General features: G+C 61.7%; 19 protein-coding genes. 13 read left to right on the forward strand and 6 right to left on the reverse strand.

Going from position 1 to position 20,250, the window contains the following annotated elements:
- Nucleotides 1-8 precede the first annotated feature (8 nt).
- Nucleotides 9-863, reverse strand: coding sequence for a helix-turn-helix transcriptional regulator (locus E8F20_RS13195; protein WP_280284112.1), 855 nt, complete (start codon nt 861-863; stop codon nt 9-11).
- 156 nt (nt 864-1,019) lie between these two features.
- Here E8F20_RS13195 and hemA point away from each other — a divergent pair, with 156 nt between their 5' ends.
- The 8 genes from hemA to E8F20_RS13235 all read left to right on the forward strand — a co-directional run bounded on the left by hemA (nt 1,020) and on the right by E8F20_RS13235 (nt 8,732).
- Complete coding sequence (hemA, locus tag E8F20_RS13200) at nt 1,020-2,252, forward strand: 5-aminolevulinate synthase (protein WP_280284113.1); 1,233 nt, start codon at nt 1,020-1,022, stop codon at nt 2,250-2,252.
- A gap of 1 nt (nt 2,253) precedes the next feature.
- The gene (locus tag E8F20_RS13205) at nt 2,254-2,757 is read left to right on the forward strand and encodes a GNAT family N-acetyltransferase (RefSeq protein ID WP_280284114.1); all 504 of its coding nucleotides are present in this window, start codon (nt 2,254-2,256) and stop codon (nt 2,755-2,757) included.
- Nucleotides 2,754-3,824, forward strand: coding sequence for a Gfo/Idh/MocA family oxidoreductase (locus E8F20_RS13210; protein WP_280284115.1), 1,071 nt, complete (start codon nt 2,754-2,756; stop codon nt 3,822-3,824). The genes E8F20_RS13205 and E8F20_RS13210 overlap by 4 nt, the downstream gene beginning before the upstream one ends.
- Before the next feature lie 22 nt (nt 3,825-3,846).
- Nucleotides 3,847-5,700 (forward strand): asparagine synthase (glutamine-hydrolyzing), encoded by a 1,854-nt coding sequence (gene asnB, locus E8F20_RS13215; RefSeq protein WP_280284116.1) that lies wholly within the window; start codon nt 3,847-3,849, stop codon nt 5,698-5,700.
- Between the two features lie 85 nt (nt 5,701-5,785).
- Nucleotides 5,786-6,985 carry an MFS transporter gene (locus tag E8F20_RS13220; RefSeq protein ID WP_280284117.1) on the forward strand — a complete coding sequence of 400 codons (1,200 nt, stop codon included), beginning with the start codon at nt 5,786-5,788 and terminating at the stop codon, nt 6,983-6,985.
- Nucleotides 6,986-6,998: 13 nt separating this feature from the next.
- Entirely contained in the window at nt 6,999-7,925 is a 927-nt protein-coding gene (locus E8F20_RS13225; RefSeq protein WP_280284118.1) for a LysR family transcriptional regulator, read from the forward strand.
- A 157-nt stretch (nt 7,926-8,082) separates the two neighbouring features.
- A complete protein-coding gene (locus E8F20_RS13230; RefSeq protein WP_280284119.1) occupies nt 8,083-8,427 on the forward strand; it encodes a toxin in 345 nt (114 codons plus the stop codon).
- Nucleotides 8,424-8,732: a transcriptional regulator gene (locus tag E8F20_RS13235; RefSeq protein ID WP_074879837.1), complete on the forward strand. Its 309-nt coding sequence runs from the start codon at nt 8,424-8,426 to the stop codon at nt 8,730-8,732. Before E8F20_RS13230 ends, E8F20_RS13235 begins: the two co-directional genes overlap by 4 nt.
- A 260-nt stretch (nt 8,733-8,992) precedes the next feature.
- Here the strand turns inward: E8F20_RS13235 and E8F20_RS13240 are convergent, their stop codons facing one another.
- From E8F20_RS13240 to E8F20_RS13260, 5 genes are read right to left on the reverse strand one after another with little or no spacing between them, the layout of a single operon-like run.
- Nucleotides 8,993-9,772: a glucose 1-dehydrogenase gene (locus E8F20_RS13240; protein WP_088193786.1), complete on the reverse strand. Its 780-nt coding sequence runs from the start codon at nt 9,770-9,772 to the stop codon at nt 8,993-8,995.
- Entirely contained in the window at nt 9,769-10,944 is a 1,176-nt protein-coding gene (locus E8F20_RS13245; RefSeq protein WP_280284120.1) for an acyl-CoA dehydrogenase family protein, read from the reverse strand. The genes E8F20_RS13240 and E8F20_RS13245 overlap by 4 nt, the downstream gene beginning before the upstream one ends.
- Nucleotides 10,945-10,972: 28 nt before the next feature.
- Entirely contained in the window at nt 10,973-11,692 is a 720-nt protein-coding gene (locus E8F20_RS13250; RefSeq protein ID WP_280284121.1) for a histidine phosphatase family protein, read from the reverse strand.
- Nucleotides 11,682-12,059, reverse strand: coding sequence for a DUF6285 domain-containing protein (locus tag E8F20_RS13255; RefSeq protein WP_280284122.1), 378 nt, complete (start codon nt 12,057-12,059; stop codon nt 11,682-11,684). Before E8F20_RS13255 ends, E8F20_RS13250 begins: the two co-directional genes overlap by 11 nt.
- Nucleotides 12,059-13,117, reverse strand: a complete 1,059-nt coding sequence (locus E8F20_RS13260; protein WP_280284123.1) for a phosphotransferase family protein — start codon at nt 13,115-13,117, stop codon at nt 12,059-12,061. Before E8F20_RS13260 ends, E8F20_RS13255 begins: the two co-directional genes overlap by 1 nt.
- A 202-nt stretch (nt 13,118-13,319) precedes the next feature.
- Between E8F20_RS13260 and prpR the strand changes: the two genes are divergently transcribed.
- The 5 genes from prpR to E8F20_RS13285 all read left to right on the forward strand — a co-directional run bounded on the left by prpR (nt 13,320) and on the right by E8F20_RS13285 (nt 19,815).
- The gene (prpR, locus tag E8F20_RS13265) at nt 13,320-15,290 is read left to right on the forward strand and encodes a propionate catabolism operon regulatory protein PrpR (RefSeq protein ID WP_280284124.1); all 1,971 of its coding nucleotides are present in this window, start codon (nt 13,320-13,322) and stop codon (nt 15,288-15,290) included.
- Nucleotides 15,291-15,537: 247 nt separating this feature from the next.
- Nucleotides 15,538-17,139: a long-chain fatty acid--CoA ligase gene (locus tag E8F20_RS13270; RefSeq protein ID WP_280284342.1), complete on the forward strand. Its 1,602-nt coding sequence runs from the start codon at nt 15,538-15,540 to the stop codon at nt 17,137-17,139.
- 90 nt (nt 17,140-17,229) lie between these two features.
- Nucleotides 17,230-17,550, forward strand: a complete 321-nt coding sequence (locus E8F20_RS13275; protein WP_280284125.1) for a DUF485 domain-containing protein — start codon at nt 17,230-17,232, stop codon at nt 17,548-17,550.
- Entirely contained in the window at nt 17,547-19,205 is a 1,659-nt protein-coding gene (locus E8F20_RS13280; protein ID WP_280284126.1) for a cation acetate symporter, read from the forward strand. The genes E8F20_RS13275 and E8F20_RS13280 overlap by 4 nt, the downstream gene beginning before the upstream one ends.
- A gap of 40 nt (nt 19,206-19,245) precedes the next feature.
- On the forward strand, nt 19,246-19,815 hold the full coding sequence (locus tag E8F20_RS13285; protein ID WP_280284127.1) for a helix-turn-helix domain-containing protein: 570 nt from the start codon (nt 19,246-19,248) through the stop codon (nt 19,813-19,815).
- Nucleotides 19,816-20,250: the final 435 nt, after the last annotated feature.

Genomic DNA, 20,250 nt, shown 5'->3' on the forward strand with positions numbered 1-20,250 from the left:
GCCGGGGCTTATATCAGCGCCGGCTCCTGCAGCAGCCACTGCTCGAACGCACGACTCTGCGGCATGCCCTCCTTGGCCGCGTAGTAGACCAGGCGCAAATGGCGATCCTCGTCGATGGTCAGCGTGGTGTGTTCGAACACCACCTGGCCGACCGCCTCGATCTTCAGATGACGGATCCCCTGGCAAGCGCCATGGATGTCCTGCTGCCGCCACCAGTCCCTAAAGTCCGGCGAGGCCTTCTCCAGGTCCTTCACCAGCGCAGCGATATCCGGATCCTGGGTCGCCCGCACGAAGTCGCGGCGGAAGCTGGAGAGGATCTGCAGTGCTTGTTCATCCCATGGGTCGAACAGCGCGTACATGGCCGGGCTGGTGAACAGCATCCACAGCAGATTGCGGCGATCGGCGGGCAGCGCGGAGAAACCGAACACCCGATCCGCTGCGGCGTTCCAGGCCAACACATCCCAGCGCAGGTTGAGCACGTAGGCCGGACGTGACGGCAGGTCGGCCATCAGCCGGTGAATCAGCGCCGGCACCGTGCACCAGGTCTTCCCCGGCTCGGGCGGCAGGCGCTGGTGAGCGAGCAGGAACAGGTGACGACGCTCGGTGGCATCCAGCTTGAGAGCTCGGGAAAGGTTGTCGAGGAAGCTGGAGGACACGCTGATGTCCCGCCCTTGTTCGAGCCAGGTGTACCAGGACAAACCTACTCCCGCCAACGCGGCCACCTCCTCGCGGCGCAACCCGGGCGTGCGCCTTCGGCTGCCGGCGGGTAGCCCCACCTCTTCCGGCGAGATGCGCTCGCGGCGACTACGCAGGAATTCGGCCAGCTCTACCCGAGTGCGTTCGGCTGTGCGGGGCGCGCTCATCCGGTTACCTCCAGTACTAGGATAAACAGTCAAATTGTAACCCCTATAAATCCCGAGAAGAATACCTCGACCTGGCCGCAAATGCCCGGGCCAGGGCTCTCGCTAGATGAGGAAGTCAGCAGAGACGTGTCACCCATTTGCTAAGGAGATAAACGGATGTACCAAGCACTTCTTCGGGAACAACTGGAGACATTGAAGTCCTCCAACCAGTACCGCACCTTCACCACCCTCAGCCGCATCTGCGGCCAGTACCCACTGGCCAAGCTGGACGGTCGCGAGCAGGATCCGGTGGTGGTCTGGTGCAGCAACGACTACCTCGGCATGTCGCAGCACCCAACCGTGCGCGAGCAGATGCACGACGCGCTGGAGACCTACGGCGCCGGCTCCGGCGGCTCGCGCAATATCGGCGGCTCGCACGAGCTGTACGCCAGCCTGGAGGCGAGCCTGGCCGACTGGCACGACAAGGAAGCGGCGCTGGTCTTCCCCACCGGCTTCGGCTCCAACGATGCCACCCTGCAATGCCTGCTGCGGCGCATCCCCGACTGCGTGGTGATCAGCGACGAGCTGAACCACGCCTCCATCGTCAACGGCATCCGCTCCACGCCAAACGAGCGCCAGATCTTCCGCCACAACGATGTCGCTCACCTCGAACAGATCCTCGCCAGCTACCCGCAGGGCCAGCCGAAGATCGTGGTGTTCGAGTCGGTCTACTCGATGGACGGCGATATTGCCCCTATCGCCGAGATCGTCGCGGTAGCCAAGCGCTACAACGCCCTCACCTATCTCGACGAGGTGCATGCGGTAGGCATGTACGGCCCGCGCGGCGCCGGTATCGCCGCCGAGCTGGGCGTGGCCGATCAGGTGGACATCATCCAGGGCACCATGGCCAAGGCCATCGGTGTGATCGGCGGCTATATCGCCTCGACCCAAGTGATCGTCGATGCGGTGCGCTCCTTCGCCACTGGCTTCATCTTCACCACCTCGCTGCCGCCGGCGATCACCGCAGGCTGCCTGGCCAGCGTCGAGCACCTCAAGGCCAGCAGTACCGAGCGCGATCACCTGCATGCCCAGACCACCAAGCTGCGCGAGCGCCTCAAGCATTACGACGTGCCGGTGATGCCCTGCTCAAAAACCCATGTGCTGCCGGTACTGGTAGGTGAAGCCAAGCGCTGCAAGGCAGCTGCCGAGCGCCTGCTGCATAACCATGGTGTGTACCTGCAGCCGATCAACTATCCATCCGTGCCGGTAGGGACGGAGCGCTTCCGCGTCAACGCTACGCCGAACCACAGCGATGCGCAGATTGAACACCTGGCACGGTCGCTGCGCGAGACCTTCGAGCATTTCAGCATTCCGCTGGCCTCCCGGGCGTTCGCTGCGGAGGTGGCCTGAGATGGAGCAATCCTTCCTCACCGTGCGCCCGGCGACCCAGGCCGACCTGCCCAGGCTGGTGGATCTGCGCGCGTATCTGCTGGACGGCACCACCGCCAGCTATTCGAGCAGGACGCTGGAGGACGCGGTGCGCTGGCGGGCGGCCTACCGCACCTGGCTGAGCAGCCGCCTGAGCGAGAGCGATTGCGTGCAGATCCTCGCCGCCGAGCACAAGGAGTCCGGTCAGGTGCTGGGCTGTGTGACCGCCATTATCGACCAGCGTGCGCCGGCGCCGGGCTGCCTCAATGGCCTGTCCGGCTGGGTGCAATCAGTGGTGGTGGAGCCGCAGTGGCGGGGTCGCGGCATCGCCCGGCAATTGATGCAGCACCTGCTGCGCTGGTTCGCCAACCGCGGCGTCGGCTGCGTGGTGCTGCAGAGCACTGAGGCCGCCGGCACGCTGTACCAGACCCTGGGTTTCGCCGTCAGCGACGAGAGCCTGCTGATCCGTCAGGAGGCCTCGGCATGAAGATCCTGATCATCGGCCTGGGATACGCCGGCACCCGCTACCGCCGCGCCTTCGAGCATATCGCCACGAGTACCGGCCTGCCGCTGTCGCTGGCCTATGTGGGGCGCCGACAGAAGACGACCGAGCTGCCCTACTTCGACAGCGTCGGCCAGGCGCTGCAGGTGTTCGCGCCAGACATCGTGGTGGTCAGCGTCAACGACCACAGCCATGCGCCCGTGCTCAAGCAGCTGGCCGGCTACCGGGGCTTCGTGCTCTGCGAAAAGCCGCTGGTCACGCCGAGCGACGACCTGGACGAGCTGCTAGGTGAGCTGGATCAGGTCAGTGGCTTTGCCCTGGATCTGGTGGAGCGCTACTCGGACGCGACCCGGCAGTTGCGCGAGTGGGTCGAGCGCCATGACTGGCAGTTGGTGCGTGCCAGCTTTCATTGGGGCAAGGATCGCATCAACGACTACCGCCCCACCTGCGGCGTGACCAGCGAGGTGATCCACGCCCTGGATCTGCTCGGCTGGATTTGCCCACGCGCCGGCCAGCTCCGGCTCGATGGGGTGCTCGGCGTGCGCTCGGATTTCTCCATCTCCGGCGCAGAGGTGCTCGATACCGTGCAGCTCACCGCCAGCCTGGGCGAGGCGCGGGTCACTGGCTACGCCAGCTTCGTCAACATCGCGCGTCAGCGCACCGTGGACTTCAGCTTCGTCGACCGCGACGCCCGGCTGATCCATGCGCGCCTGGTTTTCGACACCCCGCGCTGGGATCACGACCAGTTGCGCATCTGGACGCGCGGCACCAACGGCGCCGAGGAGTTGCTGCACGAGTTCGCCACCGCCCCCGAAGAGCCAGGGCTGGACACCCTGCACAAGCTCTCGCGGCTGTGCCGGCAGGTGGTGCGCGCCGTAGCGCTCAAAGAACCGCCCCGCCAGCCCTTCGCCGGCCTCGACACCGCCGTGGCGCTGCAGCGCCTGCTCAACGACCTGGAAACCCATGCCCAAACCCCAGCACCGACGCGCTACGTCCATGGCGAGACGCGCGTGCTGCTGGCCGAGGACAGCGACCTGGAAAGCCTCGGGTAACCCAATCACAAGGAGAACGACTATGTGTGGAATCGCTGGATGGCTGTCCTACAGCCAGAACCTGGAAACGCAACGCGACACCCTGCAGCGCATGACCGAAACCATGGCCCTGCGCGGGCCGGATGCCGGCGGGCTGTGGATCGACGGGCCAGTCGGCCTGGGCCATCGGCGCCTGTCGATCATCGACCTGAAGGGCGGTCGCCAGCCGATGACGGCGATGCACGGTGGCCCGCGCGAGGTCGCTGCCATCACCTACAGCGGCGAGGTCTACAACTTCCGCGAACTGCGCACCGAGTTGCAGCGACTCGGTCATGAGTTCAAAACCCGCAGCGACACCGAGGTGGTGCTGCACGCCTATGTCGAATGGGGTGAGGCCTTCGTCGAGCAACTCAACGGCATGTATGCCTTTGCCATCTGGGATCTGCGCTCACAGGAGCTGCTGCTGATCCGCGACCGCATGGGCATCAAGCCGCTGTACTACTTCCCCACTTCTGACGGCGTGGTGTTCGGCTCCGAGCCCAAGGCACTACTGGCTAACCCGCTGGTGCCGCGCAAAGTGCGTGCAGACGGCCTGCGCGAAATCCTGGAGATGGTGAAGACGCCAGGCCATGCCGTGTTCGATGGCATGCGCGAGGTGATGCCCGGCGAGATCGTGCGCATCAACCGCCAGGGCCTGGGCCGTCGCCACTACTGGAAGCTAGAAGCACGCGAGCACGAACACACGCTGGACGACACCATCCGCCATACCCGCGACCTGCTGGAGGACATCGTCGGCCGCCAGATCGTCGCCGACGTGCCGCTGTGCAGCCTGCTCTCCGGCGGACTTGACTCCTCGATCATCACCGCGCTGGCCTCGAAGAAGCTGCTGGCCGCAGGCAAGGAGAACATCCGCTCCTTCTCCGTCGACTTCGTCGACCACGGCAGCGGCTTCACCGGCGATGCCGTGCGCGGCACGCCGGACGCTCCCTTCGTGCGCGACCTGGTGGAGATGATCCGCTCCAGCCACCAGGAGATCATCCTCGACAGCCGCGAGCTGGCCGACCCGGCGCTGCGTGCGCAGATCGTCCGCGCCCTCGACCTGCCACCGGCTTTCTGGGGCGACATGTGGCCGTCGCTCTACCGGCTGTTCCAGGAGGTCCGCAAGCACTCGACGGTGGCGCTGTCCGGCGAGAGCGCGGACGAGGTGTTCGGTGGCTACCGCTGGTTCCACGATCCGGAGGCGATCCAGGCCGACACCTTCCCCTGGCTGACATCGGTCACCGGCAAGTACTTCGACGGCAAGACCCTGTTCGACCCGGGCCTGCTGGCCCAACTGGACATGCACAGCTTCCTGCGCGACAGCTACGCCCAGGCCATCGCCGAGGCGCCGGTACTGCCGGGCGAAAGTGCGGTCGACCAACGCATGCGGCAGATGAGCTACGTCAACCTGACACGCTTCGTGCAGACCCTGCTCGACCGCAAGGACCGCATGAGCATGGCCGTCGGCCTCGAAGTGCGTGTGCCCTTCTGTGATCACCGCTTGGTCGAGTACGCCTTCAACATCCCCTGGGCGATGAAGGCCTTCGATGGGCGGGAGAAAAGCATCCTGCGTGCGGCGACCCGCGACCTGCTGCCGGCGTCGATCAGCGAGCGGGTCAAGAGCCCCTACCCCTCGACCCAAGACCCGGCCTACGAGCAAGCCCTGCGTGATGCCCTGGCCGCCATCCAGGCCAATCGCAACGCCCCGGTGACGCCCCTGCTCGACAGCGGCCGTATTCAACAAACCCTGGCCAAGCCGCTCGGCAGTGTCTCGCCCATGTACGAGCGCATGGGCATGGAGCTGGCGGTCGGCCTCAACACCTGGCTGAACGAGTACGACGTCAGCCTCGGACTCTAGTCCCCAACCGGATGTGGCCCCGGTGCGGGGCCATATCCCTTCGTTGTACCACCCACGCGTTCCTGCAACGCAAGCGAGTCCGAGCATGCACACACCCAACCAATCACCCATCTACCTCATAGCGCTTGGGGCCTTCGCCCTTGGCATGGCCTCCTATGTCACCGCCGGGCTGATCCCGATGATCGAGGCCTCGTTCGCGGTCTCCGTCGCGGTGGCCGCCCAGCTGGTTACCGCCTTCACCCTGGCCTACGGCCTGGGTTCGCCGATCTTCGTCGCCCTGACTCCGGCGCATCGCCAGCGCGCCGGCCTGCTGCTGGCCCTGGGCCTGTTCGTCATCGCCAACGCCGCCAGCGCGCTGGCCGAGAGTTTCACCGCACTGATGGTCTGGCGCGCCATCGCCGGTATCGGCGCCGGCGTCTACCTGGCCATGGGAATCGGCGCCTCGGCCGCCGTGTCCATCCCGGAGCGCCGCGGCAAAGCCATCGCCATCATCATGGGTGGCATGGCCAGCGGCGTGGTGCTCGGCGTGCCACTCAGCCTACTGATCGCCGAACAGCTCGGCTGGCAGGCCGCCCTTTGGCTGGTCACCCTGCTTGGCATGGTGGCCTTCTTCGGCCTGCTGCTGAAGCTCCCTTCACTGCCAGCGGCCACCGCCACCACGCTGGGCCAGAAGCTGGCGATCATCGGCGACGGCCATGTGCTGGTCATCCTGCTGGTGTCGCTGCTGGCCGCCATTGCCAGCCTCGGCATGTATACCTTCATCGCCCCGCTGCTGGCTGACCCGGCCTACGGCGAAGTGCGTTCGGTCACGCCCTATCTGTGGGTCTGGGGCATCGGCGGCGTGCTGGGCAGCTTCCTGATCGGCCCGCTGGTGGATCGAATCAAGGGACCGGTGCTGACCTTCGCCATCATGCTGATCCTCGCCGTTTCGCTGTTCGTGCTGCCGCTGACAGCGGCCCTCAGCACCTGGCTGGTGATACTGCCCATCACCCTGTGGGGCGCGGTCGGCTGGGCGCTGCAGGTGCCGCAGAACAACGAACTGATCTTGGCACGCCAGGCCCAGGGCGACGGTAACCTGGCCATCGCGTTGAACGAGTCGGCGCTCTACCTGGGCAGCGCCATCGGCGCCGCGGCCGGCGGCTTCGTGCTGCTGTTGCAAATGCCCACCTGGACCCTGGCCGCCAGTGCCGGTGGTGTCGCCGCCCTGGGTGCCCTGCTGCAGATAGTCAACCTGCGTCGTCCGCCAACCTGGAATGGCGGCGTGCAAGCCGAACCCTACAACTGACGGAGGAAAGGCCGTGGAACTGCGCCACCTTCGCTGTTTCATCGCCGTCGCAGAAGAACTGCACTTCGCCCGTGCCGCCGCGCGCCTGCATATCGAACAGTCGCCCCTGTCGCGGATCATCAAGGAGCTGGAGTACCGCCTGGGCGTGCAGCTGTTCGAACGCACCACGCGGCGCACGCGCCTGACCTGGGCTGGCAAGGTGCTCTTGGAAGAAGCGCGTCGGGTGCTGGCCGTGGTCGACCAGGCCAAGGCCAGCGTCAAGAGCGCAGCGGCCGGCTACCGCGGGCGCATTCGCGTCGCGCTATCAGATGGCATACCCCAGGCACGCCTGGCCGCCTTGCTCGCCCAGTGCCGCGAGGAAGAACCAGAGGTCGAGATCTGCCTGTCGGAGGTTACCTTCAGCGAACAGGTCAGGGGCCTGAGCGATGACCTGTTCGACATCGGGCTCGCTCAATCCAACGAAGTGGGCGAAGGGCTGGTAGCCGAGCCGGTCTGGTTTGATCCGCTGGTGGTGGCGGTGCCGGCCCGCCACCCGCTGCTGACCTATCGACGCGTGCCGCTCGACGAGGTGGTGCGCTACCCGCTGGTGCTCTGCGATCCGCAGGTCTGCGAAGGTTTCTGGCAACAGCTGCAGCGGGTACTGAGCACCGTAGACACAGGGCTGACCATCGCCGACCGCGTCCCCACCCTGGACCTGATGATGGCCTTGGTAGCCGCGGGATATGGGTTGGGGTTCTCCAGCCTAGCGCGGATCACCGAACTCAACAACCCGGACGTCGTGGCCCGGCCGCTGGCCGGCTGCCCCGCAATGCTGACCACCTACCTGATACGGCGCGAAGGAGAGCCGGCCGAACAATTGGCGCGGTTTATCAGGCGGGTGAGCCCGGCGGAAAGCCAGGCGTTGCTGCCGGATCACACATCACAGAAGGAAATTGCCTGATCGCCCCAGGCACAAGATCTACCCTCGCGGCGAGCCCTCTCAGAAAAACGTCTTAGCGGCAGCCCAGCCAGGTTGCCGCATTTCTTGTATCTGGCCACCTGCTCATTTCTTGACAAGAAGACACCCACCATTAAATATACGCAAATAGCGCACATATATGAAAGCATTGTTCGTTGAGCTGTCACCCTTTGAGCGCAATCGAAAAGCCCACCTGGATGACGACGAGTACTCTCTATTCCAGCAGATGCTCTTGGCCAACCCGGAGGCTGGCGCAGTCATCGCCAACAGCGGTGGTCTGAGGAAGGTCCGCTTCGGATCGATCAGGCGCAACAAAGGGAAGCGCGGTGGAGTTCGGGTGATTTACTACTACTGGCACAGCTGTCTGCAGTTCTGGCTCTTCACCCTGTATGACAAAGACGAACTCGATGACCTGAGCAGTGACCAGCGCATGCAGTTGAAAGCGCTCCTTGAGCGCGAAGTGAAGGCGAGGCAAGCACCATGACCAAACGCGATATCTTTTCCGAGCTGATCGAAGGCTTCGACGACCTGGCCGCAGCACGTGAAGGCAAGCGTACGCTGCGCACCCACAAGGTCGAATACAAGCCAATCGAACCCGCGACAGGTGCAGAGATAGTCGCACTGCGCGAAAAGCTACAGATGTCCCAGGGTGTATTTGCGCAGGCCATTCACGCCAAGCCAGCGACCCTCAAGAACTGGGAACAAAACCGCTCAAAGCCCAACGACCAGGCCACCGTCTTGATCCGTATCCTGAGCAAGCATCCAGAGCTCATACGCGAACTGGCGTAGATCAGGAAGCACAGCCGGGCCACTGCGTCCCCCACAGGTAATGCTGAAAGGTAAGGAGTGAAGGCGTCACTGCCAACTTGATCGATCGGAGCCGACCACCGGCGCCATGGGCCGCCCTCATCGACAGAAGCAGCCTCGGGCCTTTCCCGTGGCAGCGGCAACTTAAAGGCACTACGCCCCCACACACCCTGCTTGCCGACTCCACCGTTGATTGTGACCTCTTGGGTTCACAGCCAAATGGAGCAACAGGCGGCTGAAGATCAGAGCCCGGAGCAGGCATGGCCGCCATCAACTATGATTTCGGCGCCACTCATACCCCTCCCAGCCTCGGATGCCAGCAGTAACAGAGCGCCATCGAGATCACTGGGACTGCAGAAACGCCTGGACGGTATGCGCGACCTGAGCCGCTCACCAGCCTCGCCAGCAAGGAATGACTCGTTGATCTCAGTGACTACATAGCCCGGAGCTATAGCGTTAACTCGAATGTCATGACGCGCCAGCTCCAATGCCATGGAACGAGTGAGATGACTCAACCCCGCCTTCGCTGCGCAGTAAGGGCCGACACCACCCCCTACTCGCGCCGCCAGAATGGACGTGATGTTGATCAGACTTCCACCATGCCCGGCATCCACCATGCCGCGCGCCACCTCTTGGGCAGTCATCCACGCGCCTTTGAGATTGGTGTCCAGAATTGCTTGCCAATCCTGATCCTCGTAATCGAGGGCACGCTTGGTATCGCTAATCCCGGCGTTGTTGACCAGGATATCGATACGTCCGAAATCCGCACGAATCGCCGCAAGACAATCGACCACGGACTGACGAGATGTCACATCTAGGCTATAGGCCTTGGCTTCGTACCCCTCAAACTGCAGGTCTCTGACCAACTCCTCCATACGCTCTACCCGCCTCGCGGCCAGCGCGACTCGAGCGCCTGCGGCGGCTAGGGTTCGGGCGAAATGCCAGCCCAACCCACTAGAAGCCCCAGTGACCAAAGCACACTTACCGCTTAGGTTGAACAAATGCGCAGGCGAGCGGCTCACTGCACACCCCCATCCAAGCGGGCCAGGATCTTACGTGCCAGACTCATGCGGTGAACTTCATTGGGGCCGTCGTAAATGCGAAACCCACGAGCATCACGGAAGATCCGGTCAATGATCGCCTCACTGGTCACACCCTGCCCCCCCAGAATCTGAACGCTGCGGTCGATCACCCGCCAGATGCCCTCCGAGCTAATCACCTTGGCCATACTCGACTCAAAGTTACCGCGCTCGCCCTGATCCAGTACCCACGCACAATGCCAGATGGTCAAACGCGTAGTGAGCAGGTCCATTTCATTGTCTGCCAGCATGAAACCGACGCCCTGATGCTCCCCCAACTTGCGCCCGAATGACTCTCGACGGCTGGCATAGCGACTGGCGACGTCATGCGCACGACGGGCTTGCCCGAGCCAACGCATACAATGCGTCAAGCGCGCCGGCGCCAGCCTCACCTGGGCGTAACGGAAGCCTTTACCCACCTCACCGAGCACGTCACTAGCAGGCACACGCAGATTCTCGAACCGCAGTACCGCATGACCGCCGGTAAAGCACGTGTCCAACGAATCCATCATGCGCTCAAGAATGAAACCGGGCCGATCGGTATCAGTGAGAAACATAGTGGCGTTACCGTCCTCGGTGCGCGCCATGATGATGGCGAAACTAGCGCCTTCCGCACCGGTGATCAGCCACTTGCGGCCGTTAATTACGTAGTCGTCGCCGTCGCGCACTGCGGTGGTGGTAAGCATCGAGGGGTCGGAACCCGCCCCCGGCGAAGGCTCGGTCATGGCGAAGCAGGAACGGATATGCCCCTGCACAAGCGGCCGCAGCCAACGATCCTTCTGCGCTTCGGTCGCCACCACTTCCATGAGGTGGATATTGCCTTCGTCCGGCGCGTGGATGTTCATGGCCGTCGGCCCGAGTGGCGAATAGGCTGCCTCCTCGAAGATCACCGCCTTGGCGACATGGGAGAGTCCCAGCCCCCCCATCTCACGGGAAGCATGCGGTGTCAGCAAGCCCTGAACTCGGGCCTTCTCCACCAGCGCCTGGCGCAGCTCCTGGGACGGACCGTGAGCTGTCTGCCGCGGATCCCGCTCCATTGGGATGATTTCATTGGCAATGAAGTCGCGCACTTTGGCTTGGAGGGCCAGCAGGTCATCTGAAAAGGCGAAGTTCATATCAGTCTTCCTATAGTCGTCAAAAACATCAGGACTCAAGAGCAGCGGGCTTAAGCGCGCTGAACATGTTCTCCAGCACAGTGCCGGATAGACCGGTCTTGTGAGGGTTGTATGGGGTGAAATTGAGCGTACGGATGATCCCGCCCAGGACCTCGGGACCGAGGCTGTCGACATCGAGGATGTTGAGGCAGGCAGTGTCTTGCTCGAAGGCTGCAATACCCTTGAGTCCAACACCCGCCGCCCATGCGAGCAGAACGCGATTGACCGCATCGTGGCTAACGATCAGCGCACTCTCCCAGGCCGGCTCCGCGAGCAAGTCAAAAAACTGCGCCAATATCCGCCCCTGGAACTCATCCCAGCGCTCGCCCCCCAGAAAGGTCGCCCCGGGTTTGGCCGCGCTCCGATAGGCACCGGTTATGGTGTCTCGCAGACCTGCCGCAGGGATATCGCGTAGCCGCCCCGCACGGATCTCACGCAACGCAGGCAAAAAGTCGATCGGTGCTTCCCGCCCGACTAACAGCAGATCAAGGGTTTGCCTGGCTCGCGGATAATCGGAACACAGCACCCGATCAATTGGCAGATCCTGCATCACCTGCCCAAGCTGCCAAGCCTGCTGCGCGCCGCGGCGAGACAACTGTACCGCGCGAGGATCGAGTGGCTTGCCCTGCAAGTCGAAGTAGTCAACGTGGCCGTGGCGTACGAGGTAGCAGCGCCGTCGACTCGTAGTTGTCAATTGCTCAGCAGTCATCGGCAACAGCCTTGGGGTTGCTCACAGCCAACCTAGCGCGGGTCATCCCGCGCAAAGCAGCCAGCAACGCTTGCTGTTCCTGTCCCGGCTGGTCGTAAAAGCCTTGCCGGATAAATTGCGTCAGCAACGCGCGGGCGTCACTTGCAGTGAGTCCAGCCAGACTGTGGGTCGCAAGCAGTCGAGCCAACTCGCCCTCCTCGGCCTGTTTGCAGTGCTCTCCCTGCTCGATCTCGCGCACTGCAATCGCAATGGCACTGGCAACCATCCGGCACTCGTAATGCAGGTCACTCGGCAACTTGGCCAGTAGTTGCCCCAGCAGTAGCTCGCGGGCGGTTGCCAGCAGCTCCCTCGCATTCGGACTATTCATCACGCGCCTCCACTCAGACTGAGGATCTCGTACTCCAACTCAGGAACCATCCGCCCAGTCAGTGCCAGCTCAAGGGAGCGCTGCTGTCCTGTCAGGTGACGTTGGGCCTGCTGCAGGGCAACCACTGCCCAACGGAGATGGGCCATGAGTTGCCAGAATTTGAGTTCATTGGCGCTCGGGCGACAGCCAGACACCGACTGGTAGCCGTCTAGAAAGTCGTCGATGCGCCCTACACCGCCCGCATGCCGGTCGGGACGGGCGAATCGCCAACACTTGGCAGTGAACCAACCGAGATCCTCGCGGGGGTCCCCCCAGCCGGCGAACTCCCAATCCAGCACGCCACTTAAACGACCTTGATCAACCATGTAGTTGCCAGTGCGGTAGTCACGATGGATTAGTCGCGAAGAGAGCGGCTCAGGCCGATTCAGCTCGCACCAGCGCAGCCCCCACTCGATGACGGGATGACTACCTGGCAGAGCGTCTAGGTAAAGACGGTACTGATCGATGCTGGCCTGAGCAGGATCAGCCACCGCAGAGGGCAGGAAACCTAGCGCGGGATGATCTGGCGTAATGGAGTGCAAGAAGGCCAGACTACGCCCCAGCTCCCGGCACAGCTCGGCCCGTTGCGGCTCTAGGGTCTGGTCAGTGCTGAGCCGGTATCCGCTGGCGGAGCCGGACAGGGCCTGCATGATGAAGAAGTCGCGGCCAATTACCTTCGGGTCGCGACACAGCCAAAGGGGTTCTGGCACCTTGACACCAGCCATATGGACTGCCTGTAAAACGGCAAACTCCTGCTCCCGACTCATGCTAACCGCGACGGAAGACGCCGCGTCGGTACGTAGCACCCAGTGACGCTCGACTTGCCGGTCGCCATCTTGCAGATGAGCCCTCAGCAGCCAGTTCTCCTGAATGGCGCCACCGGACAGACGTTCACAGCTGTGGACTCGTACTTCCTTGCTTCCGGTTTGCTGGGCCAGGAAAGAGGCCAAGGACTCCAGTGCGTCTGGAATGTCGATCCGGGGATACCCGCCCCCAGTTGATGATGAAGTGCTGTACATCGGCTATCTCTGCTCACAAAGGTTACCTATGTGGCAGAGAGCAAGAGACGTTCCAGTCAGCACAAATTCATATTTTTTCTTTAAAAAACAAAGCTATACACGACACACAAGAGCATCATGGCCAGAGATAACGTGATTCCATCTTTGCAAATTTGAAATATTCGTTTCAACCTAGAAAGCCCTTCTGAGAATGTGTGCCGCCATGCAAGAAGACCGCTATCTACCCAGGATCGTCGCTCTAATCACCCACCTGCGCATGCCCGATGGCCCGAGCCGGATGGCTCGAATCGTCCAGCAGGTGATGCCCGAATATCAGGGGCGCGCCCACATCGAGCTGGTCGAAACTACCGTCACCGAACTCAAGCAGACTGGGAGAGCGCTGGAGGATAAACAGGATGTCGACGTCATCATCTGCTCCGGCGCGACAGCCGACTATTTGCGACGCCACATCTCGACCAGCACGCTGTCGATTCGCATGGGGGAATACGACCTGATCCGCGCACTGGATCTGGCCAGAGCTCAAGCAACCAAAGTCGGCATTGTCAGTTTTCAACGCGGTCATCCCGAACTGGATGCCATGGCATCGCTCTTCACCGTCGATCTGAGACAGGCCACTTACTCCAGCCTTGAAGAGGCACGCCAGCGCATCCTCCAGCTGGTCGACGACGGCTACCGGGTCATCGTGGGCTCATCTGCCGCGGTGGAGCTTGCCGAAACAGCCGGAGCCAAAGGCGTGCTGGCACTCAATGCCGATGCGATTCGCCGAACCCTCGACGAAACACTGGCGATCTCTCGCAGCCGAGCACAGGTGTTGATTCAGCAACAGCGCATGAGCGCCGTACTGCGCAACCTCAGCGACGGAGTCATCGCCGTGGACGCCGCCGGCGTCGTGCAGTCGCTCAACCCTCGCATGGCCAAGCTGCTGGACATCACTGTCGAGTGGGCGCGCAATCGCCCGCTAGCCGAGCTGATACCTGAACTAGACATCGGCGATACGCTGCGCAGCGGCGAGGCTGAGGAGAACCGAATCATTCGGGCCGCCGGACGGATCATAGCGGCCAACATCAGCCCCATCATTGAAAATGGCAAACCCGATGGTGCGGTCATTTCCTGCCAGGAAACCAACGCCATCCAGCGCGCCGATCGACGCATTCGCAGTCAGGCACGCCCCAGGCAATTCATCGCACGCTACCGCTTCGACCAGATTCTGGGAAACACTCCGGGCTTCCGCTCGGTACTGGAACTAGCGCACCGCTACGCTGAAACCGACTCCACCGTGCTGATTACGGGCGAAAGTGGGACCGGCAAGGAGCTATTGGCGCAAAGCCTACATAACGCCAGCCCACGCCAAACCGGTCCTTTTGTCGCGATCAACTGTGCGGCTTTCCCAGAGACACTGCTGGAAAGCGAGCTATTCGGGTATGAAGAGGGCGCTTTCACCGGATCACGCAAGGGCGGCAAGGCTGGACTGATCGAAGCAGCGCATACCGGTACGCTCTTTCTTGACGAGATCGGCGATATGCCAGTCCCGTTGCAGACTCGCTTGCTACGAGTACTGCAGGAGCGCGAGGTCTTGCGGCTGGGGGCATCTGAACCAACCCCAGTGGACATCCGCATAGTAGCCGCCACACATTGCGACCTACCAGGGAGGATCAGCGACGGCCGCTTTCGCGAAGACCTCTACTACCGCCTGAACATTCTGCGCCTGGCGGTTCCCCCTCTGCGCGAGCGCGCTTCGGATATTCCGCTGCTGACCAAAGCCATCCTGCAGCGACTGCCCCCACTCGTGGCGATCGAAGGCCAAGCGCTTTTGGACCGCCTGATGCCGAACCTGCAAGCCCATCACTGGCCGGGCAACATTCGCGAGCTAGAGAACCTGGTCGAACGCGCTGCCCTGTCCGTCCAGGCACTCGGTCACGAAAGAGTCAGCAAACAACAGCATCAGCTATTCCCGGAGCTGTTCAAGGAAAGCACTCAACAGCAACAGGCTGTTAGTGAATCAGCAAGCGCCGAGGAGCTACGTCAAGTCAGAAAAGAACGTGAAATTGCGCATGTAAAGAGAGTGCTCGCGGCCTGTGATGGCAACATGGACGAGGCTGCACAGCGCCTTGGCATAAGTCGCACCACCCTTTGGCGGCGTCTACGGGATGCAGCAAGCAGCTTGCAGAAGTGAAACACCCCCACTAAAACCCAGTTCAATCCTGAAACAAGAATGGGGTCCACCGCACGGCTGGTGCCGTTCAGATCACACCAAAAGAATCCATAAACCATTGTTTTAATGACGTTTTACTAAAAAAGTAAAGCATCGGAAACCTCTGGCACACCCCTTGCTCCTGCCCTACCAAGAGGTCATCGGCCATTTAGCTGGTGACTCAAAGATCTTCTTACAAGAACAAGGCAGGAGGTCACCTGTGCAAGGCATGATGATGAACTTCAACCTCGGGATCACCGCGATCATGCGGCATGCCCTGCAGGTTGCAGCCGACACCGAGATCGTTTCCCTGTTCGCCGACGGACGCGTGCATCGCTACAGCTACGCTCAGGCATTCGCTCGGGTCAACAGGCTGGCCAATGCTCTGGAAGCCCTAAACTGCCCACCAGGTGCACGAATCGGCACCCTGGCCTGGAACGATCATCGGCATTTTGAGCTGCACTACGCCGCGCCCTGTTCGGGGCGGGTCTGCCACACCATCAACCCCAAACTCTTCCCCGAGCAGATCAGCTACATCATTCGCCATGCGGAAGACGATGTGCTGTTTATCGATCCACAGTTCATCCCCCTGGTGGAAGAGTTGCAGAACGAACTGGTCTCGGTACGCCATTTCATCGCCCTTTGCGGAGCTGACGAATTGCCCGCCAGCAGCCTGCCCAACCTGCTGAGCTTCGAGATACTGCTGGCCGAGGCGGCCGAGGACTATGCCTGGCCCGAGATCGACGAACGCCAGGCCAGCGGCCTCTGCTACACCTCGGGCACCACTGGCAATCCCAAGGGAGTACTGACCAGCCACCGAAGCACGGTGCTCCATGGCATGGCGCAGAACATGGCCGACAACGTCGGCCTGCGCGCTATCGACGTGGTGATGCCCATGGTACCGATGTTCCATGTCAGCGCTTGGGGCATGCCCTACAACGCTGTGATGGTTGGCGCCAAGCTGGTACTGCCAGGGCCTAAGGTTGGCGATGCAGCGGCAATGGTGCAGTTGATCAACGACGAAGGCGTCACCTTCTCCCTCGCGGTTCCGACTCTCTGGGCCAACATCAACCAATATCTGAAAACCCATGACCTTGAGGTGCCCAGCCTGCAGCGTGCCGTGACCGGCGGCGCCGCCTGCCCGCTGGCTCTGATCGAGGACATGGGCCGGCACGGCGTGGCCTTGGAGAACGGCTGGGGCATGACCGAGATGAGCCCCATGGGCAGCTACAACCGCCATCAGCCCTGGTATGACGAGCTGGATGATGCGGCCCGCGGACCTCAGTTGCTCAAGTCTGGACGTTCTCTGTTTGGCGTGGAGATGCGCATCGTTGACGAAGCCGGCCAGCGACTGCCGCATGACGGCATCGCGTCAGGCGCCCTGCAGGTACGCGGCCCCTGGGTACGCAACGGCTATTACGGCCAGGACAGTTCGGAAGACTGGTTCGATACCGGCGATGTCGCCACCATCGACCCTCGGGGTTATATGCAGATCACCGACCGCATCAAGGACGTGATCAAGTCCGGCGGGGAATGGATCTGCTCGGTGGAAATCGAGAACGCCGTGATGGCCCACCCACAAGTGGCTGAAGCGGCAGTGGTGGGCGTTCCTCATCCGCGCTGGAGCGAACGCCCCCTACTGGTGATTGTTCCCAGATTGGCCGATGCCGCACCGAGCCATGCGGAACTGATCACTTTCCTCGAGGGCAAGGTGCCGAAATGGTGGCTACCGGATGCCAGCGAGTTACTGGACGAGCTGCCCCATACAGCCACCGGCAAGGTCAGTAAGAAGACATTGCGCGAACGCTACGTCGATTACACCTGGCCCTGAGCCCCCCTATCGGCACCAACCAGCGACCTGCCCAACGGTAGGTCGACGCCCAGTCCTATAACAAAAACAATCGGAGGCCTCAGGACCTGTATGCCTGATCCACATGCCGAGCACTATCGGCGCATCCGGCAGAACCCCAAGTTCATCGAACTTACCCGGACCCGTTCGCGCACCAGTTGGTTGCTTTCCGCTTTGGTGCTCGCTGGTTACTTCCTGTTCATGGGGGTTGCCGCGATGCGACCGGAGCTACTGCAACAGCCGCTCTACCCTGGCAGCCACCTCAGTATGGGCATACCTCTGGGGACACTCCTGCTGCTTACCACTTGGCTGCTTACCGGCTGGTACGTGCACCGTGCCAATAAGCACTTCGACCGTCTTGGCGACAGCATCATCACGGAGAGCCAGGTATGAAACGTATCTACACCTGCGGCCTTGCTGCCGGTTTCAGCGCCCTTCCCCTGCTGGCCAGCGCCGCCGACGGCGGCAAGCAGCCGCTCAACCTGGATGCCATTGGCATGTTCATGCTGTTCGTGTTCGCCACCCTAGTCATCACCTGGTGGGCATCACGTCGCACTCAATCAACCCATGACTTCTACACCGCTGGCGGAGGAATCAGCGGCTTCCAGAACGGCCTGGCCATCGCCGGCGACTACATGTCGGCCTCTACCCTGTTGGGCCTCTCCAGCCTCGTGTTCGCCAAGGGCTATGACGGTTTCATCTATGTCGCCGGATTCTTCATTGGCTGGCCTATCCTCACCTTCCTGATGGCCGAGCGCTTGCGCAACCTCGGACGCTATACCTTCGCCGACATCGTCTCTTTCCGTCTCGACCAGCGACGCATCCGGGTACTTGCCGCTTGCGGATCGTTGACAGTGGTGTGTTGCTACTTGCTTCTGCAGATGGTCGGTGCCGGGCAATTGATCAAGCTGCTGTTCGGCTTGGACTATGCTGTCGCCGTGGTGGTGGTGGGTGCACTCATGCTGGTCTATGTCATCTTCGGCGGCATGCTGGCGACTACCTGGGTTCAGATCATCAAGGCTGTCCTGCTGCTGGCCGGTGGCACCACCTTGATGCTGCTCGCCCTCGCAGAGTTCGGCTTCAGCCTGGAGACACTGGCCAAACGGGCAGTAGAAACCCACGCCAACGGATGGAACATCATGGGTCCCGGAAGCATGTTGTCGAACCCGCTAAATGTCGCCTCCATGGCGCTTGGCCTGGTGTTCGGCCTGGCCGGCCTGCCGCATATTCTGATGCGCTTTTTCACCGTACCTAATGCACGCGAAGCTCGTAAGTCGGTGTTCTACGCCTCAGGGTTTATCGGGTTCTTCTTCCTGGTGGTCTGCGTCTTGGGCTTCGCCGCTATCGTCATAGTTGGCACCGACCCACAGTACTTCGTGAATGGGCAATTGGGCGGCGCTCTGGTGGGCGGCGGAAACATGGTGGCCATGCACTTGGCCAAAGCCGTCGGGGGCAGCCTGTTCCTCGGTTTCCTGTCGGCTGTGGCCTTCGCCACCATCCTTGCAGTGGTAGCAGGGCTAACTCTGGCTGGCGCCTCCGCTATCTCTCATGACCTCTATGTCACAGTGATCAAGCGTGGCGAGGCCAGCGAGGCAGAGGAGATGAAGGTTTCACGCCTGGCGGTTGTGGGTCTGGGGCTGGTGGCCATCGCACTGGGCATCCTCTTCGAGCAGGTGAACATCGCCTTTCTGGTAGGGCTGACCTTCGGCATCGCCGCCTCGGCCAACTTCCCGGTACTGATCATGGCCATGTACTGGCGAGGCCTGACCACACGTGGCGCGATCTGTGGGGGGCTCGCAGGACTGCTATCGGCACTGACCCTGGTGATCCTATCTCCCACCGTCTGGGTAACCGTGCTTGGGCATGATCAGGCCATCTTCCCCTACGACCACCCGGCACTGTTCTCTATGCCGCTGGCCTTCCTGGTGCTCGTTCTGGTGTCGAAGTTCGACCGCAGCGCTCAGGCTGCCAAGGATCGCCAAGGCTTCGATGACCAGATGGTGCGTGCCGAGACTGGACTAGGTATCGCGACTGCAACCTCCCACTGAAGAGCAGGGGGCGCCCCCCCTGCCATCAAAAGAATCATCCATGAAGCCGTACAACGCTCCGGTACGCGCCATGCGTGGACTACCTGTCCACGAGTTCTGGGACAGACCAGAGCGTCTGATCTGCGCCGGAGGCATCCCTACCTATCAACACCTGGCTCTTGGAATGGTTGAGCGCTTCTTCTCGCCAGCCATAGCCTCATTGTGCGCCAAGACTCTATTGGTTGATGTCGGCCAAACGGCGCAGGCCCCTTTCCTTCCGCTCTCTGACGCTAGCGACCATGGCGACAGCCTGGTCGCCAGAGCCCAGTACCGGTTGCAGCAAGATCTGCGTAAGCCCCTGACCATAAAGGCCCTGGCCGATGCCCTAGCAGTCAGCCAACGCACACTCACCCGTCGATTCAATGCTGCGCTTGGTATGCAGTCTCTGACCTATCCTCAAAATCTCAGAATAGAAGCGGCCAAACTGCTAATGGAGATCACCGACCTGAACATAGAGACGCTTATCGGCGAGGCCGGCTATTCGGACACCAGTTCATTCACACGGCTGTTTCACGAGCGCACGAAAATGACCCCCACAGCCTATCGAGATCGGTTTCGACGTACACAATAGTCAGCAAACGTGGCGAGCGAATAATGCCGGGGATTTCCTGGAAACTAGACATTTGACCCTGATCCGCGATTGAGTTCTAGCGCGCGAACCTAGAGCGGGCTCGACAGCCCCATTTCCGATAATGCCGTCATATATCCATCAAGCCATTCGTGGCGCAGTCGAAGCTCACCGTTAGTTGCATGACCATAAGGGCAATCGAAAAGCGTCCCTTGATGAACTCCGGATTGAAAGCCAGCATCGAACGGTGTCTTGGGCCCCTCATTAAAACTCATCAAAGGATCATGAAAGCCAAACATAAATAGTCAACCAAAATAATAGGAAGCACACAACCAGAGAAAATCATTTCTGGCCCCTGATTTACACGGCGACCTGGCCATCTGCTCCCTGATATGTCACCAATTGCTTTATTTGGTGTTTTCCCGCTGCTGCTCGACC

It is taken from the genome of Pseudomonas sp. BN415 (assembly GCF_029871195.1).
Lineage (GTDB): Bacteria > Pseudomonadota > Gammaproteobacteria > Pseudomonadales > Pseudomonadaceae > Metapseudomonas > Metapseudomonas resinovorans.